At 69.6% G+C, this 14497-nt stretch carries 30 protein-coding genes and 1 pseudogene; 25 read left to right on the plus strand and 6 right to left on the minus strand.

Annotated features, from left to right (window positions below):
• Nucleotides 1-176: 176 nt before the first annotated feature.
• From QE454_RS12640 to QE454_RS12680, 9 genes and pseudogenes are all read left to right on the plus strand, one after another.
• Nucleotides 177-338: a hypothetical protein gene (locus QE454_RS12640; protein ID WP_309668686.1), complete on the plus strand. Its 162-nt coding sequence runs from the start codon at nt 177-179 to the stop codon at nt 336-338.
• Nucleotides 335-703: a hypothetical protein gene (locus tag QE454_RS12645; RefSeq protein ID WP_307461021.1), complete on the plus strand. Its 369-nt coding sequence runs from the start codon at nt 335-337 to the stop codon at nt 701-703. Before QE454_RS12640 ends, QE454_RS12645 begins: the two co-directional genes overlap by 4 nt.
• A gap of 13 nt (nt 704-716) precedes the next feature.
• Nucleotides 717-1454, plus strand: a complete 738-nt coding sequence (locus QE454_RS12650; RefSeq protein ID WP_309668689.1) for a hypothetical protein — start codon at nt 717-719, stop codon at nt 1452-1454.
• Between the two features lie 80 nt (nt 1455-1534).
• The gene (locus tag QE454_RS12655; protein ID WP_307461015.1) at nt 1535-1726 is read left to right on the plus strand and encodes a hypothetical protein; all 192 of its coding nucleotides are present in this window, start codon (nt 1535-1537) and stop codon (nt 1724-1726) included.
• A gap of 105 nt (nt 1727-1831) precedes the next feature.
• On the plus strand, nt 1832-2707 hold the full coding sequence (locus QE454_RS12660) for a hypothetical protein (RefSeq protein WP_307461012.1): 876 nt from the start codon (nt 1832-1834) through the stop codon (nt 2705-2707).
• A gap of 19 nt (nt 2708-2726) precedes the next feature.
• Nucleotides 2727-3272: a crossover junction endodeoxyribonuclease RuvC gene (locus tag QE454_RS12665; protein WP_307461009.1), complete on the plus strand. Its 546-nt coding sequence runs from the start codon at nt 2727-2729 to the stop codon at nt 3270-3272.
• Entirely contained in the window at nt 3269-3601 is a 333-nt protein-coding gene (locus QE454_RS12670; RefSeq protein ID WP_307461007.1) for a hypothetical protein, read from the plus strand. The genes QE454_RS12665 and QE454_RS12670 overlap by 4 nt, the downstream gene beginning before the upstream one ends.
• Nucleotides 3601-3987, plus strand: a complete 387-nt coding sequence (locus QE454_RS12675) for a hypothetical protein (protein WP_307461003.1) — start codon at nt 3601-3603, stop codon at nt 3985-3987. Before QE454_RS12670 ends, QE454_RS12675 begins: the two co-directional genes overlap by 1 nt.
• Nucleotides 3988-4117: 130 nt before the next feature.
• Nucleotides 4118-4543, plus strand: a pseudogene (locus QE454_RS12680) (DNA cytosine methyltransferase); the annotation flags it as partial.
• A gap of 111 nt (nt 4544-4654) precedes the next feature.
• Here the strand turns inward: QE454_RS12680 and QE454_RS12685 are convergent.
• Nucleotides 4655-4981: a hypothetical protein gene (locus tag QE454_RS12685; protein WP_307461261.1), complete on the minus strand. Its 327-nt coding sequence runs from the start codon at nt 4979-4981 to the stop codon at nt 4655-4657.
• Nucleotides 4982-5086: 105 nt separating this feature from the next.
• Here QE454_RS12685 and QE454_RS12690 point away from each other — a divergent pair, with 105 nt between their 5' ends.
• From QE454_RS12690 to QE454_RS12740, 11 genes are all read left to right on the plus strand, one after another.
• Nucleotides 5087-5806 carry a hypothetical protein gene (locus QE454_RS12690; RefSeq protein ID WP_307461257.1) on the plus strand — a complete coding sequence of 240 codons (720 nt, stop codon included), beginning with the start codon at nt 5087-5089 and terminating at the stop codon, nt 5804-5806.
• Nucleotides 5803-6639 (plus strand): hypothetical protein, encoded by an 837-nt coding sequence (locus QE454_RS12695; protein WP_307461000.1) that lies wholly within the window; start codon nt 5803-5805, stop codon nt 6637-6639. Before QE454_RS12690 ends, QE454_RS12695 begins: the two co-directional genes overlap by 4 nt.
• Nucleotides 6636-6914 carry a hypothetical protein gene (locus tag QE454_RS12700; RefSeq protein WP_307460997.1) on the plus strand — a complete coding sequence of 93 codons (279 nt, stop codon included), beginning with the start codon at nt 6636-6638 and terminating at the stop codon, nt 6912-6914. Before QE454_RS12695 ends, QE454_RS12700 begins: the two co-directional genes overlap by 4 nt.
• Before the next feature lie 154 nt (nt 6915-7068).
• Nucleotides 7069-7317: a DUF3039 domain-containing protein gene (locus QE454_RS12705; RefSeq protein ID WP_307460994.1), complete on the plus strand. Its 249-nt coding sequence runs from the start codon at nt 7069-7071 to the stop codon at nt 7315-7317.
• Nucleotides 7314-7916: a hypothetical protein gene (locus tag QE454_RS12710; RefSeq protein ID WP_307460991.1), complete on the plus strand. Its 603-nt coding sequence runs from the start codon at nt 7314-7316 to the stop codon at nt 7914-7916. Before QE454_RS12705 ends, QE454_RS12710 begins: the two co-directional genes overlap by 4 nt.
• Before the next feature lie 131 nt (nt 7917-8047).
• Nucleotides 8048-8386 (plus strand): hypothetical protein, encoded by a 339-nt coding sequence (locus QE454_RS12715; RefSeq protein WP_307460988.1) that lies wholly within the window; start codon nt 8048-8050, stop codon nt 8384-8386.
• A complete protein-coding gene (locus QE454_RS12720) occupies nt 8383-8523 on the plus strand; it encodes a hypothetical protein (RefSeq protein ID WP_307460986.1) in 141 nt (46 codons plus the stop codon). The genes QE454_RS12715 and QE454_RS12720 overlap by 4 nt, the downstream gene beginning before the upstream one ends.
• A complete protein-coding gene (gene dut / locus QE454_RS12725; protein ID WP_307460982.1) occupies nt 8513-9181 on the plus strand; it encodes a dUTP diphosphatase in 669 nt (222 codons plus the stop codon). The genes QE454_RS12720 and dut overlap by 11 nt, the downstream gene beginning before the upstream one ends.
• Nucleotides 9171-9476, plus strand: coding sequence for a hypothetical protein (locus QE454_RS12730; protein WP_307460980.1), 306 nt, complete (start codon nt 9171-9173; stop codon nt 9474-9476). Before dut ends, QE454_RS12730 begins: the two co-directional genes overlap by 11 nt.
• The gene (locus tag QE454_RS12735) at nt 9476-9799 is read left to right on the plus strand and encodes a hypothetical protein (RefSeq protein ID WP_307460977.1); all 324 of its coding nucleotides are present in this window, start codon (nt 9476-9478) and stop codon (nt 9797-9799) included. The genes QE454_RS12730 and QE454_RS12735 overlap by 1 nt, the downstream gene beginning before the upstream one ends.
• Nucleotides 9796-10185, plus strand: coding sequence for a hypothetical protein (locus QE454_RS12740; RefSeq protein WP_307460974.1), 390 nt, complete (start codon nt 9796-9798; stop codon nt 10183-10185). The genes QE454_RS12735 and QE454_RS12740 overlap by 4 nt, the downstream gene beginning before the upstream one ends.
• A 157-nt stretch (nt 10186-10342) precedes the next feature.
• On the opposite strand, the gene QE454_RS12745 is transcribed toward QE454_RS12740, so the two are convergent.
• The gene (locus QE454_RS12745; protein WP_307460971.1) at nt 10343-10555 is read right to left on the minus strand and encodes a hypothetical protein; all 213 of its coding nucleotides are present in this window, start codon (nt 10553-10555) and stop codon (nt 10343-10345) included.
• Between the two features lie 221 nt (nt 10556-10776).
• Between QE454_RS12745 and QE454_RS12750 the strand changes: the two genes are divergently transcribed.
• From QE454_RS12750 to QE454_RS12770, 5 genes are all read left to right on the plus strand, one after another.
• On the plus strand, nt 10777-11064 hold the full coding sequence (locus QE454_RS12750; protein ID WP_307460969.1) for a hypothetical protein: 288 nt from the start codon (nt 10777-10779) through the stop codon (nt 11062-11064).
• 320 nt (nt 11065-11384) lie between these two features.
• Nucleotides 11385-11564, plus strand: a complete 180-nt coding sequence (locus QE454_RS12755) for a hypothetical protein (protein ID WP_307460965.1) — start codon at nt 11385-11387, stop codon at nt 11562-11564.
• A 1-nt stretch (nt 11565) separates the two neighbouring features.
• Entirely contained in the window at nt 11566-11694 is a 129-nt protein-coding gene (locus QE454_RS12760; RefSeq protein WP_307460962.1) for a hypothetical protein, read from the plus strand.
• A 19-nt stretch (nt 11695-11713) separates the two neighbouring features.
• Nucleotides 11714-11998: a hypothetical protein gene (locus QE454_RS12765; protein ID WP_307460959.1), complete on the plus strand. Its 285-nt coding sequence runs from the start codon at nt 11714-11716 to the stop codon at nt 11996-11998.
• A 9-nt stretch (nt 11999-12007) separates the two neighbouring features.
• Nucleotides 12008-12319, plus strand: coding sequence for an HNH endonuclease (locus QE454_RS12770; protein WP_307460957.1), 312 nt, complete (start codon nt 12008-12010; stop codon nt 12317-12319).
• A gap of 3 nt (nt 12320-12322) precedes the next feature.
• Here QE454_RS12770 and QE454_RS12775 read toward each other — a convergent pair whose 3' ends face one another.
• The 4 genes from QE454_RS12775 to QE454_RS12790 all read right to left on the minus strand — a co-directional run bounded on the left by QE454_RS12775 (nt 12323) and on the right by QE454_RS12790 (nt 14411).
• Nucleotides 12323-12547, minus strand: a complete 225-nt coding sequence (locus QE454_RS12775; RefSeq protein WP_307460955.1) for an AlpA family transcriptional regulator — start codon at nt 12545-12547, stop codon at nt 12323-12325.
• Nucleotides 12548-12696: 149 nt separating this feature from the next.
• A complete protein-coding gene (locus QE454_RS12780; RefSeq protein WP_307460951.1) occupies nt 12697-13752 on the minus strand; it encodes a hypothetical protein in 1056 nt (351 codons plus the stop codon).
• Between the two features lie 11 nt (nt 13753-13763).
• A complete protein-coding gene (locus QE454_RS12785; RefSeq protein WP_307460949.1) occupies nt 13764-13886 on the minus strand; it encodes a hypothetical protein in 123 nt (40 codons plus the stop codon).
• A 198-nt stretch (nt 13887-14084) separates the two neighbouring features.
• Nucleotides 14085-14411: a hypothetical protein gene (locus tag QE454_RS12790; RefSeq protein ID WP_307460943.1), complete on the minus strand. Its 327-nt coding sequence runs from the start codon at nt 14409-14411 to the stop codon at nt 14085-14087.
• Nucleotides 14412-14497: the final 86 nt, after the last annotated feature.

The raw sequence follows: 14497 nt of genomic DNA on the forward strand, positions 1-14497 counted from the left end.
CGTCTCCGCTCTGTACGGCGAAAACGGCTCGCCTACCGGCGTCGGCTTCACCATGCGAACCGCCTACGGACTGCGCGAGTTCGAGATCCCCGTCCGCACCGACGGTGTGTTCGCCGCGCTGCAGCAAGACCCCGCCGTCAGGCCGGGGCAAAAGACGCACGCACAGGCCGAGCGCGTTGCCTGCGCGCATCGCGCAGGACTGGCTCGAGGCGCAGTCCGCGCTCGTCGACGCGCAGCTCGCCACGCTCGACGAGGTGATGCTCCCGTACATGGTCGGCCCGAGCGGAGAGACGATGTACGCCGTCTTCCGCGCTCAGCAGAAGGAGATCACCCAGTGAGCACAACACCCCGGACGCCGCTGTTCTGGCCCCGCATGAAAGTGCGCAGCATCCGGCACCGCGAGAAGCTCGCCGCTCGACACGAGACGCGGACGATCGTCCCCATGATGCGCCTGTCCCAGCCGAGCCCGAGCGTACTGAGGCTGGTCGCGGTGACGACGTGGGAGCCCGGCACCTACAGCGTCGAAACGCGAACCGTGCGCGACGGTTACGGGCGTCAGATCGGGCGCGCGATGACTACCGCGCGCCCCGTCTCGAACCCGACCCCGCCGAAGCCGATCGACCTTATGGACGCCCTGCTCATGTCGTTCCGCGGTGTCAGCCGCCTCCGCAGCGCCGAGGGGGCTCCACCGGATGCCCCGTGACAAGCGCCTCTACATGACGTTCCCGATCGACTTCCACAGGCATCCAAAGATGACGCGCCTCGCCCCCGAGGTCCGGTGGACGTTCGTCGAAATGAACGGGGAGGCGCGCATCGCCGACAACGACGGGGCGTTCACCCACGAAGACGCCGAGTTCGCCTGGCCGATCGACCACCTCGCCGCGCTCGCGTCCAGTCATCCGACACGTCCGCTCGTCATCAGGACCGACACGCACTACGTCATCCGGGAGTTCGGCGAGCACCAGGAGACGCGGGCGTCCCGCGAGGAGCGGCAGGCCCGGAACCAGGCGAACGGCGCGAAGGGCGGCCGACCGCGGAAGAAAACCCAGTCGGTTCCGAGTGGGTTGCCACCCGGAACCGACTCGCAAGCGAACGAAACCCAACAGAAAGCAGAGTCAGAGTCAGAGTCAGAGTCAGAGGACTACTACTCACCTTCCAAGAGTCAGTCACTAGATAACCGTGCGCGCGTTTCGACGGACGCATTCGAGGTGTCTGAGGTGACGCAGGCTATGGCCGCCCGCGCTGGCATCCGGGATCTTCACGCGATCGCCAAGGCCGTCGCCGAGCGCACCGGCATCCGCGTCGACCCGTTCGGCACGATGACTCTCGCCACTCACCTGCTCGACAAGGCGAAGACGTACCCCCAGTCGCCCGACCGGTATGTCCTCGGCTCGATCGCGAAGTCGCCGGCGGAGATCCAGCGCTTCCTCTACGACGCCAACCTCGCCGCCTGACCCCACCACCCACATAGACCCCGGCCGCCGGTCGGGGTCTTTTCGTGCTGCCACCGCGCAGCTCCAAAGAGAGAAACACCATGACGCTGTTCCTGCTTATCTTCCTTTCGATCGTCGTCGGCTTCGTGACCCTCGTCCTGCTGGCATCCGCCATGCAGAACCCCACCGGCTCGATGGTGAGCAACGACTGGGCGCGCGCCCTCGGCTGGATCGTGGTCGCCGCGATCATCGCGCTCGCCGCCGTCGCCCTCGTCGACCGGCTCCCGCTGTGACGCTCGCCGACGCCGCCATGCTCGCGTTCCTCGAGCGAGCGTCTCGGCACTATCGCGCAGCGTCTCACTACCGGCTCAAGATCGAACGCGAGAGGCCGCGCCGCCGTGGGTGAGGCGCGGTCGAAGCGCACGCACCGGTGCCCCGCCGACCACAAGCACGGCGAGTCCTCGACGTGCTACTCGTCGCACGGTTGCGGGTGCGTCCCGTGCCTCGACGGGAAGGCCGCGGAGAAACGCGAGCGGCACAAGCTCATCGCCTACGGGCGGTTCGAGTCCAGCCTGGTCGACTCGGCGCCCACGATCCTCAAGATCGAGACGCTCCGCACCGACGGCTGGACCCACCGCGAGATCGCCACTGCCGCAGGCATGAAGTACGCCGAGCAGGTTCAGATGCTCCTCGCACGCCGCGTGCGCCAGGTGCATCGCGACACCGAGGCCGCCGTCCTCGGCATCCGTGCCAGGCCACCGAAGCCCGCGAACGGGCTCGTCGACCCAACCGGCACGCGCCGACGGCTTCGCGCGCTCGCCCGCATGGGCTGGTCGTGGCTCGCGCTCGCCGAAGCGCACGGCCACGGCTGGACGAACCAGTTCGTCAGCAAGGCCGCGATCGGCGAGAAAGCCGTCATGGCGAAGACCGCCGATGCCGTGCGCGAACTCTACGACCGCCTCGCCGACACCCCGCCGGCCGGCGGAATCGGCGTGGCTCGAGCCCGAAACCGTGCGATCGCCGCCGGCTGGCACGCGCCGATCGAATGGCTCGATCTCGACATGGACGACCCTGACGCCGCGCCTGCCCCGCTCGCGGACGCCGAGCCCGGGTGGGCGGTTGAGGAAGCCGCCCACCTGTTCGCGCTCGGCGAGTCGCCGACCGTGGCGGCCGCGCAGATCGGCAGTGAACCCGAGACGCTTGCGCGCCTCGCCCGACGGCACGGGCGGAAAGACCTCGCCGTCTGGCTCGACGAGACGAAGCGAGCCGCATGACCCACCCAGGAGGAACCCCATGACGACCTACTTCGGAATCGACTTCTCGCTCGGCTCCACAGGCCTCGCCATGTTCGACGGCGAGACGTGGGACACGACGACGGTCAAGACGAAGCCACTCGGCACCGCGCACGGCGACTTCATCGACCGCATGGACGAGATCGCCGGGAAGGTGATCTCGTGGTGCGACCCACACGAAGGCGACGTGCTCGCCCTCGAGGGACTGGCTTTGGCCGCGAAGTCTCGCGCCCTCGACCGCATGTTCGGCGGCTGGTGGTCGCTGTACCGCGCGCTCCGCGAACACGGAGCGGAGCCGTTCGTCGTCACCACCGGCACGCTCAAGAAGCTCGCCACAGGATCGGGGACCGCGGACAAGGATCAGATGCTCCTCGCGGCGGCCCGCCGGCTGCAGGCCGCCCCCGTTCAGAACAACGACGAGGCGGATGCCGCTTGGCTTGCCGTGGCCGCCGCGCGCATCGGCGGCGTCGAGGCAGTGAAGCTACCAAAGCTGCACACCGACGGCCTCGACGACCTTATCCGCGGAAAGCGGGGGGTCGCGCCGTGACCGTGGCGCAGCGCGTCGAGGGGCTCGTGCTCGTGACGACCTCGACGTGGGTGCACCTCGAAGACCCCCGGCCGTGGGTTCGGCAGTCCGGCTCGACGCGCGTGCTCATCGCCGCGTACGTCGACTGGCGGCTCGACGACGAGAAGTGGGAGATCCGCCGGGTCACGGTCACCTCGGCCGTGCCCCTCAGCGACGGAGTCACACCGTCGACCCGCACACGGGATCAGGAGCTCTCGCGGCTCGAGATCCCGTCGTTCCTCAGCGCGTTCCCCGAGGCCGCCGTTCCGCCGGCCGCGCGCGTCACCATCACCGAAGGAGAGGCCCAGTAGTGGCGAAAGTAGAAGTTCAGGGCGTCGTCGAGCGCATCCACACCCGAGGCGGAGGGTTCAACCTCCGCGAGTCGTGGCCGCGGCGCGACGGCTCGGGAGAGTCGAGCCGGTTCTGGTCCGTCTTCCTGCCCGACCGCACTCCCGCTCAGGTCGTCGTCGGCGACCGGGTCCGCGTCGTCGGCGCACTCCGCGTCGAGGTGTCCAAGCGCGATCCGCGCTACGTCGACCACACCGTGAGCAGCGCGGGCGTCGAGATCATCCAGGAGAACGGCCCGCGATCGTGGGGGCCGCCCGCTGACGAGCCGCCCGCACCGACGGATGCCGACGCGCCGCCCGCCGACGGCTGGAACGTGGCGCCCATCCCCGGCGACGACCAGCAGTGGTGAGGCGGCTGCAGAACGGGTCGGCGCGAGAGGCGTCGACCGGACGCGACGCCCCGTTCTGCGGCCGATGCCCCCGGTGCCACCCCGGGCGGCAGTTCGGCGGCGACACGAGGTGCCGGAAGGCGGTGTCGGGATGCCCGCGCCACCGACGCTGACGTCCGGCGGCCTGTTCGCCGGTGTCGACGGGCTAGGCCTCGGGGCCGACCTCGTCTTCAACGCCCGTCCACTGTGGTTCTCCGAGATCGACCCTGGCCCTGCACGCGTTCTCGCGCACCGGTATCCCGACGTCCCGAACCTCGGAGATATCACGAAGATCAATTGGGCCGACGTGCCACGGGTCGACGTTCTCCACGGCGGGTTCCCCTGCCAGGACGTCTCCGCCGGCGGCCAACGACGCGGGCTCAGATCCGGCACCCGGTCTGGACTGTGGGTCGAGTTCGCCCGCGCGATCGACGCGCTCCGCCCGAAGTGGGTCGTGATCGAGAACGTCCGGGGACTGCTCACCGCCGACGGCGAGGAGCCCCACGACGCGCTGCTCGCCGCCGAGGCGGAGGTGACGCGCCTCCACCGCTTGACGGACACCGCAGAGGCGTTCCTGTATGACAACCCCGCACGACGTCGGGAGGGAAGGACACCCCATGTTGCACGCTGGCGCGGAGTCACCCTTCGCCTACATCGAGCCCTCAAGCGGGCGGTTCGTCTCCGCGACCGAGAGCGTCGACTTGTTCGACGTGCGATCGACACAGTTCTCCGGGACTTGGCCGACCTCGGGTTCGATGCGGAGTGGTTCGGTCTTCGAGCGGCCGACGTCGGCGCGCCCCACGGGCGGTTTCGCGTCTTCATCGTCGCGTGGCCTGCTGCCTACACCCGTGACGGAGCCGACGTCGGGGAACGGGCACGCTCGAGATCTGCGATCGGAGACGGTGTCTTTGATACCGACGCCGACGGCGATGGACTCGGAAGCATCCGGCTCCTCCTCAAGTCCCTCAGCGGTCACATTGACGGACGCGATGGTCCGGGGGAAGCGCCTGCGGAAGAAGACGCCCCCGCCTCCGACGGGGGACACCCTGTTCTGACGCTGCTCCCCACCCCTGCTGTCGTGATGAACGACGGTGAGGGCGCAGACACGTGGCTCGCGCGCCGCGAACGCGTCAAGGCGAAGGGCATCAACGGCAACGGCATGGGGATGCCACTCCCGATCGCCGTCCAGTTGCTCCCGACGCCGAGCACATCGAACGCACACGGCAACGAGATGAACGGGCGCGGTGAGCCCCTGCTTCCCGGCATCGTCAACCTCCTCCCGACCCCGAGCGCAGCGCTCGGCGACGGCGGTCAGAAGTCGCGGTCGGGCGCGCGCAAGGGCGAGCCGCTGCTCGGCGGCATCGCGGAGTTGGCATCCGCCCGGCTCCTGCCGACCCCGGAAGCGAAGAACGCTCACGCCGGGCCGGACCGCGCTCGAGCAGGGCGGTTGGCATCCGGCGGCGACGATCTCGTGACCAGCATCCATCGCCACGGCGACGAGCCCGACTGGGGTGAGTACGCAGCGGCGATCGCGCGATGGGAGCGAGTCATCGGTCGCCCCGCGCCGCGCCCTACGCGCCCCGACGGGCGCGACGGCGCACCGCGCCTCAACCCCGAGTTCGTCGAGTGGATGATGGGCTGGCCCGCCGGCCACGTCACCGATCCGCTCATCGGCTTGGCCCGCGCCGCGCAGCTCAAGGCGTGCGGCAACGGTGTCGTGCCCCTGCAGGCCGTCATCGCGATCCTCACCATGCTCGCGCGCCCCGGCGTGCCTGCACTCATCACGAAGGAGGCGGCGTGACTGACGCCATGCCCTGCATCACCCACGAAATGAACCTCCTGCCGCGCGGCGACCGCCCCCGCCCGTGCATGAGGAGGGACGAGCACTACGCCGCGTGCGAGGAGGACAGCGGATGCCGCGGGTGCGTGCCCCGCACCGCCCGCCACGGCCTCCTCTGCGACGTGTGCTGGGAGGTCGCGAAAGACGCGATCGCCCGCGTCGGTGAACTCATCGCGCACCTCCGCTCGATCAACAACGGAGGCAGTGCAGTGGGGGAGCGCGTCGACACGTCGAAGTCGATCAAGATCCCGCTCTACGAGTCGTGGCTCGCGGCCGACGAAATGCTCGACGCCCTCGGCGCGCGGCCGATGCCGTCGACCGTCGAGATCTGGCAGTTGCCGTGGATCGTCGCCGACGCTCTCGTCGACTGGCGCGACCTCGAGGCGAAGGTGGCGACGATCAGCGGGGCATCCGGCGTCGTCATCCTCGCCCGCCGGATGCGGACCGCCCTCAAGCGCTGGCCCGGCGCGGAGGCACACTTCCGGCCCATCCCCGAGCTGCTCTGCCCGCTCTGCAGACAGCGCACCCTCTGGCGCCGTGGCCCGCTCGAGTTCGGCGACGACCTCCGCGCCGAATGCCGCGGATCGAACCTCATGTACGAGCAGGGGATCGGCTACGACCACTGCGAGTTCTCACAGGACTGGTTCGAGTTCTCCGCGATCTACGCGCCGATCTTCGAGTGGGTGCTCAAGAAGCGCGAGCAGGACGAGCGCGCCGAGCGAAAGCGCGCCCGGAAGGCGCAGCTCGCCGAGGCGTTCGGCGATGACCAGAACGAGCAGAAGGAGATCGCGTGAGCGAGATTCAGGACTCCGACGTCGTCGAGGCGACAGTCGGCACCGAGCGTCGTGAAGACGAACACCTCGGCCGCGCAGTGACCGCCGAGGAGCGCATGTACGTCCTGCACTCCCGGCAATGCATCGAGTCCGGGATCGACGTCCGCGCGTGCGCGTTCTCCGCAGCCCTCGACCGCGGGATCGACGAGCGCGTCTGGCGTGACCACATGGACACCCCCGTCGTGCTGGCAATCGGGGGAGCCCTCGGCGACCTCGAGCCTCGCGCCACGGCGTGAGCGACACGAAGCAGCACTCCAACGGGCGCGAGTCCGGCCGGGCCTACTGCGGCCGGAAGGCCGCGCCCTGGGCGATCGCACGCTCACGGGACGCCGTGACGTGCGCCGACTGTCTGGCAGCAGAGCGAGCCGACGGGCTCAGAAGGAGCACCCGATGACCATGCCCACGATGGATACCGACCACCTCGAAGCCCTGCTCGGATCGCAGGACACCTCGAAGATGACCCAAATCGTCGACTGCCCCGACGAGAAAGAGAACGCTCAGGCGTGGGTCGACGAGGCGAAAGCCGGCGGGCTCGAACTCACCGCACTGTGCGGGCACGTCTGGGTGCCTGAGTCCGAGCCCGTCCGGCATCCGGTGTGCCAGACGTGCCTCGAGATCGCGCAGGTTCGGCTCGCATGAGGCTGGCGATCGCCGATCCGCCGTACCCGCCGCTGTTCTCCGAACGCCGCGACAGGCCGGGCGGTCCGCTCCGCGTGACGTCGCGCTCGAGGTCGCTCCGCTGGTACGGCGACGGACCGCGCGCGGCCACGGACTCGCCGCCCGCCGACTTCCACCCGGAGGCCGCGGTGTGGGACGACCTCGGCGAGCACCGACGCCTGATCGAGCGACTGGCCGACGAGTTCGACGGGTTCGCGATCGCAACGACGCCCGACGGCCTCGGCGCGTACCACCCCCTGCCGATCTCCGCCCGGATCATGGTCTGGCACCGCCCGACCGCGATCCCGGGAGGCGGCCGGATTATCTCGCGATGGGAGCCGGTGATCGTGCTCCCGCCCGAGGGCCGCCGCGGCCGTGACGGTGAGCGCGTCGGCGACGTACTCACCGCGAACCCACCCCGTGTCGGCTTCGTCGGCGCGAAGCCCCCCGAGTGGACCCGGTGGGTGCTCGCCGCGCTCGGCTACGACCCCGCGATCGACGAGATCACCGACGTCTTCCCCGGATCGGGCAGCGTCGCGAGCGCGTTCGACGGGATGCTCCCGCTCGGGCACCTCGAGTGAGCGTCCAGGAGTACCCCTGCCCGTGCGGCGCGACGTTCGCCGCCACCGGCACCATCCACGGGCAGCCCGCCGGACTGTTGGCCCTGCTCGAACACCAGGCCACCGGCCACTGATCGGAAAGGACGCCCGCCGTGGCGCTCACACACGAAGAACTCCACGCCGAACTGCTCGGCCTCGCCGACTCGCTCGACACGCACGTCACCCGCGTTGACGCCTACGAAGCAATCAGTGCGCTCGCATACCGCGTCGCCGCCGAGGGGCTCGAGACGCCCGGCGAGACGGACCCGGTGCCCTTCGACGCCGACGACCGCACGGATCTCCGCGCCGTGCTGGACGCCGCCGACGTCGAGTACAGCGCCCTCGAGCACGAAGCCGACGTCGGCCGAAAGCCTCAGCCCGGCGACTGGCTGACATTCATCGCAGGGCGCGTAGCGGCCGCCGGCTACCGGCATGGGGGAGCGGACGCATGACGCACCACACGCACGTCGCGCAGGGCCGCGTCGAGGGATGCCCGCCGTGCGACAGCATCCGCCCCGAGTCGCAGCAGCATCCGCAGCTCGTGCCCCCGCTCCCACGACCGACTCGGGGGACCACGGATGCCGACTGAACCGACCCCGCGCCCCAAGCCCGGTGAGCACGTCGGGCCCATGTGCCCGGCGTGCGGCGCGTGGAGCACCCACCTCTGCACCACCATCACCCGCCGGGACCACCCCGAACGCAAGCGCGCCGAGGACGAGTTCAACGCCGCCCTCGCGCGCGAATCCGAATCCCTGCACGCCAAGACGAAGGAAGATCAGATGACCACCACCCCCGCGAAGCCCGCGCCCACCGAGCCTCCCGTTCGCATCGCCACGCAAGGAGCGCTCCCCGAGTACGCGCGCGCCGGCGACGCCGGTGCCGACCTCCGCGCAGCCGAGGACGTGTGGATCACGTCGAGCGCGTTCCGCACGATCGCGACGACGACGCGCGTCGAGATCCCCGAGGGCCACTTCGGGCTCGTCGCCGGCCGATCCGGGCTCGGCCTCAAGCACGGCATAGCCCTCGTCAACGGCATCGGCGTCATCGACGCCGGATACCGGGGCGAGATCGCCGTCGGCCTCATCAACCACGGCGCGCAGCCGTTCCATGTGCGAAAGGGCGACCGGATTGCGCAGCTCATCATCACGCCGTTTGTCACCGCACACTTCGAGTCGGCCGTCGTGCTCGCCGACAGTGAGCGCGGCGAGAACGGCATCGGATCGACGGGAGTCAGCGATGCAGCGTGAGCGTCGGCGCCAGGGGCGCGCAATCCGCAAGGCCCGCCGCGAGCGACGCGAAGCCCTCGCCGCGCTCGACCTCACTGGCGCGATGCGCGAGATCAGCGAGGCGTTCGAGCGGGTGTCCAACGCGTTCGCGGAGTTCGCGCGACAGCTTGCTCTCGACCTCGAGCGCGCGAGCGCACCGCTCGTCGCCTACTACCGGCAGGCCGTGTTCGCGTCCGAGCAACAGGAGTACCGCGACCGCCTCGCGTTCCGCGCCCTCGAGGTCGGCCCGTCGGCGCGGGCGGAGGTGAAGGCCTGATGCGCGCCGTGCTCCCCGAACTGACCGAGAAACAGAAGCTCGCGTGGATCGAGGCCGTCGCCGAGGCGCAGCGTCACACCCCACTCGAGGAGCTCCCGACGCAGATCGACCACTTCGGGTGGGCCGTGCGCGTGCAGCACGAGCAGCGCCCAGGCCGCGGACACGATCTTGACGCGACGCTGATGAGCGCCGACTACGCCGTGAGCATCCACCTCGGCGTCTACGGCGAGACGGCCGTCGCCGTCGCCGAGGTGACGATGGTGCACAACAGCGCCGATGAGGACTGCGACTGCTCCACGTGCGAAGCGGAGCGCGCCGAGTGACCTGGAAGGACGACGCGTTGAGATCGAGCCTCGACGCCATGCGGAGCAAGGAGCCGCCGACCGTCCAGGACTCGGATGTTGTGGGCATGGCGATCAATCGCCTGCAGCGCGCCGTGGTGAAGATGCAGGCGAAGCAGTACGATGACGAGCTCAACGAGCACCTCGTCCGCGCCGGCGAAATGCTCGGGTGGGTCGCCGAGAACATGTGGAACCGGCAGGACAGCGAACCGGAGCGGGAAGCCGCACCCCCCGCGCCCGGCATCATGCACGTCGCCGGCGGGAGCACGACCGCGTGCGGCATCCCGAAGGCGCAAGCGACCCACATCACGAACGGCATCCGGTTCGCCGACTGCGTCGAGTGCCTACGAACCGTGGCGAAGTCGTGACCGCGAAGCAGTGGATTGACTGCCCGTGCGGCGAGTCGATCTGCGCGCCCGACAGCGACTTCGGTCGCGCTGTCGTCGCGGCTTGGAAAGCGCAGCACATGGACCACGTGAATGGGAGCCTGTGATGGAGGACAGCATGTGTGAGGAGACGCGAGTTCTAACGCCCGGTGTAGTTGGGATCGTCGAGCTTAGCGAGCTTCACGTGGGCCTCGTCGAGGGATTGCATGGCCAGATTCACGCGAGCGAGCATCTCGGCGGCCAGCCCATGCTCGGGGGTCCCGGGCGTGAGAGAAGCGACGAGGCGAACGCCAGTGTCGCTCGCGTCACGAAGGGGCTGCTCAAGACTGCGAAGCGCAGCAGATCGGGTCATGTCGTGAGCCTAGGCCCTCCCGCCTCTCGCGAGACGACCCGTTCGAGTGAACGGGAGCCCGGTCCGTGTCAGGAGCGCCACCCCGATCCGGCGGATGACGTGCAGTGCTGGCTCGACGCCGGTCACGACGGCGAACACGTCGTGGACGGTGGCACCTACCGGTGGAGCACTCCCGCATCGACCACGCCGGACGCATACGCGGAGTGCGTCGAGTGCGGCAGTTGGCCGACGCACGCGCCCGCCTGCCCCCGGCGTCAGGGCGAGCGGGGGAACGGGTGACCGTGGAGGAGCGGGACGAGCAGCGCCGCGACGCGCTCGTCCCGCTCGACGTCCTCGAGGCGCGCTTCGGGATCAGCCGCCGGACCCTGTTCTACTGGCTCAAGGCGGACAGCATCACGACGCACGGCAACGGAACGAAAGAGAGAGCCGTCAGGTGGGGCGACGTCGAGGACGCGTCCATGCGTTCGACGCGCTGGCCCGAGGCGACAGGGTTGCACTCGAAACTCTGATACGTTCTCTACTGTTGGGCAACGCCCGCAACCACCCCGCCTCTGAGCGGGGTTTCGTGCTTGATAGAGGCTCCTCGTCCCGGGTCGGGAACACCCGCGACGAGTTGAGGCAAGCGCGGATCGGTCGCGGCGAGCGGCGCCCGGCCACAGAATGCCGGCACGGGAGCGCAAGGCCCGCCGGCTACACAAGTCCCCGGCTCCGAGGGACGCATATCGGGCACCCCAAACCACCCCGCCGCGCTGCATCCGCACGCGGTAGCCAGAGCGCGCCGAACACCACCAGGGCTCGCGGCGGGGAACACCTACAGGAAGGCGCAACCGTGGCCGCAATGAAGCCCCTCGAGTACCGCATCCTGATCGAGCACGGCGACGACGTCACCGAAGTCGGCCGCGTCGAGCTGCCATTCCGCGTCCACCGCGACGGCACGATCTCCCTCGGCATCCGCGCCTACCGCCGCGCCGTGCGTCGCACGCTCCGCAAGATCGCCCGAGCGTTCTGACATGCCCGAGAACACGCAACCCACCGAGTTCGTCTGCGAAGACTGCGGACGCTCGTGGACCGCTGAGATCTCCCTCGTCTTCTGCTGCAACCCGGCCGCCCTCGGCCGCTTCGGCGCAACTGCCGACTGACTCTGCGAGAATCGGCGCCATGACGATTCAGCGCGACCCCCAGCAGCAGCAACAGGCCCGCCCGATCTCAGGGCTCGCCGTCGCCGCGCTCGTCGCGGGCGTCGTCGCGATCATCCTGCTCGCCAACGTCGCCGCGCGGGACGCCGCGTGGGCATTCGCAATCGGTGCAACAGCCGTCATCCTCGCGATCGTCGAGAGCGTCAACGCCGTTCGCTCGGGCCGCTCCCTGAGTTGGCTCGCGATCGGCGGGGGAGTGCTCGGGCTCGTCGTCACCGTGCTCGGAGGCATCGCCTCCCTGTTCTAAGGAGCGCACATGGCCGGATGGAAAGGCTCAACGCGCAAGGCATCCCTGCCGCGCAATTGGGCATCCGAGATCCGGCCACGCATCCTCCGCCGCGATCGAGAGCGATGCCAGTGGATCCGCAACGACACCGACGAGAGGTGCGGCGCGCGCGCCAATCAGGTCGACCACGTCAACCAGGAGCGCAACTGGGACCACAGCGACGGCAATCTGCAGTCGCTGTGCGAGTACCACCACAACATCAAGTCAAGCGGCGAGGGCGGCCGAGCCGCGGCCGAGCGACGCAAGGCCGCAACTCGCCTACACCCCGGCGTCCGTCGCTGACCTTCACGCCTTCGCGGCGTTCTCCTTCGATTCACGAGCACCCCACCGGCCGCGTCCGGGGCGCTGCGCGTTCCACGCGTCGATCGTCGCCAGCGACCATCCGCGCGCGGCGTTGATCCCCGACCCGACGCGAACGTCCGGCTCGGGCAGTTTGTACTTCGCCACCGTGTCGCGGGACACGTTGAGGTGACGCGCAACGTCCAGCAGGGACAGGTACTCGACGGTCATCACCCCAGTATCGCGTGACTTGACAGGCTCGTGTGTAATGTTGTCCATGTTCGGTTCCCTTCGATCCGAGCAATTCCGATGCAGCGACTTGGCCGTGGCTGCACGGGTCCGGCCCGGGTGAGTAATGCGCTCCCCGGGCCGCGTCAGTTTCAGCCGCCGAGCATCCGGCGGCACATGGCGAGGAACTCGCCCGCCTCGACCCAGAGGCCGTTCTCGTTCCCCTCGCAATCTTCGACCGACACCCAGTACGCGAGGTGCTCGTGCTCGTACCGGACGCCGAGGCGCGCCGGGAACGACGTAGGCTCGCCCGTTGCAACGGCTCGCGCAATCTGCTCGCCCGGGGTGACGTCGCTCACACCGTCGGCGTCGAGCGCGAACCCCTCGCCGTTGCAATCGCAGGTGTCGGCATCCTCGCCGCAATCCACGCACTCGTGCATGAGCCCGTCCGGGTCGATATCGGCGTCGACCGGCACCCACCGGTCCTCAGTCTCCTCGGCCGCGTATGAGACGTCCCCGAACCACCAGACGTTCGTCCAGGTGAAGCTATCGAGGTCGATCGCGAGACGCGGGTGAGTCTGCACGCCGTCGCGGATGCCGTCGTCGAGTACGCGCGCGTTCGCCGGGTCGACCGTCGCAATCTCGGTGAGATCCAGCACGGTCACGCTCGAGCCCTCGACGAGCGTCGCCCGAGTGTGTCCCCGGTGCAACACGAGCCCGCTCAGGACGCCGTGATCCTCCCACCGGTAAATCGCACGGCCGAGCATCCGCTCGGCGACGGCCTCGCGCCGGGCAATCTCAGGGTCGACGTCGTCGTCGACCTCGGATGCTGCAACCCCCGCGCCGGACGCTGCAACCGCGGCGTGCTCGGCCGCGTGGGCGTCGCGATCCTGCAATGCCTCGCCGAGCGAGTCGGCCGTGAACGTCTCGCCGCACGCCGTGCAACGGAACCCCATCGTCTGCAACCTGTGCAGGTACTCCGCCGGGCCGACAGGCGTCGCCGAGCCCGGGACTGCAACCCAGTAGCGCAACTCCCCGCCGCGGCCGGTGTCGGCGTACGGATCCGCAACAGACTCGCGCGTGAAGCCGGTGCCGATTACGGCCTGCTTAGGCGTGGCGCGGGACTCGCGCCCCATGCGGACCGCCTCACCGGCGGCGAATGCCGCGTCGAATGCGCGCTTACCGGCGGGCTCGAAGCTGTAGAACATGGTCGTCTCTCTCAGAAGTGTCGGGGGGAGCGGGCGTCCCGGATCGGGAACGCCCACAGGATGAATCGGTCGGTCAGAATGCGCGCCCATTCGCGCGCCGTGGGGTTGCCGTCCGGCACGAACCGGACGCTCACCGCGCAATTCCTCGCGCGGCCCATGACTGCAACTCGCCCTCGCCGGGCGCCACCTCGAGCAGCGCAACCTCGCCGCGCGCCTCGGCTGCGACCCCGGCCCAGTCGATACCGGCAATCGGCTCCCGCCGGCTAGCCGCCGCCGGCATCGGAGCTGCGGATGCAACCCCGGCCGGGGGCTCGAGCAGGAAGTCGCCCACGTCAGCGACCCGAGGGGGCGTAGAACACGGCTCCGCCGATATCCACGAACGATCGGCCGGTTCCGTTGCCCCGCGAGGCATCCCAGTAGCAATCCGTGCTGTCTTCGGTCGGGCACGCCTGCAGCGTCGCGGCCGTCGGCGCGGTCCCGTAGCCGAACGCGTACGTCGCGGGGAGCGCGAGCACCACGACGGCCGCCACAACGGCCCACAGCCCCGCACGCCGCACGCGAGCCGCAACCCCGGCCAGATCCCCGCGCAACGTGCGCGAGCCCCTCAGATCGGCGCGGAGCGTCGCCGGTGCAACCGTCGTCGTCATCATGTTTCCCATGTCCTGCAACCCTTCGATTGTGTCCCCCCGCTTGGCTCGGGGAGATCGTGGCGCGTGGGGGACTTGCAACCCCTGCCCGGCGTCAA

This window comes from Microbacterium sp. SORGH_AS_0454 (genome assembly GCF_031453395.1).
Classification (GTDB): Bacteria; Actinomycetota; Actinomycetes; order Actinomycetales; family Microbacteriaceae; genus Microbacterium.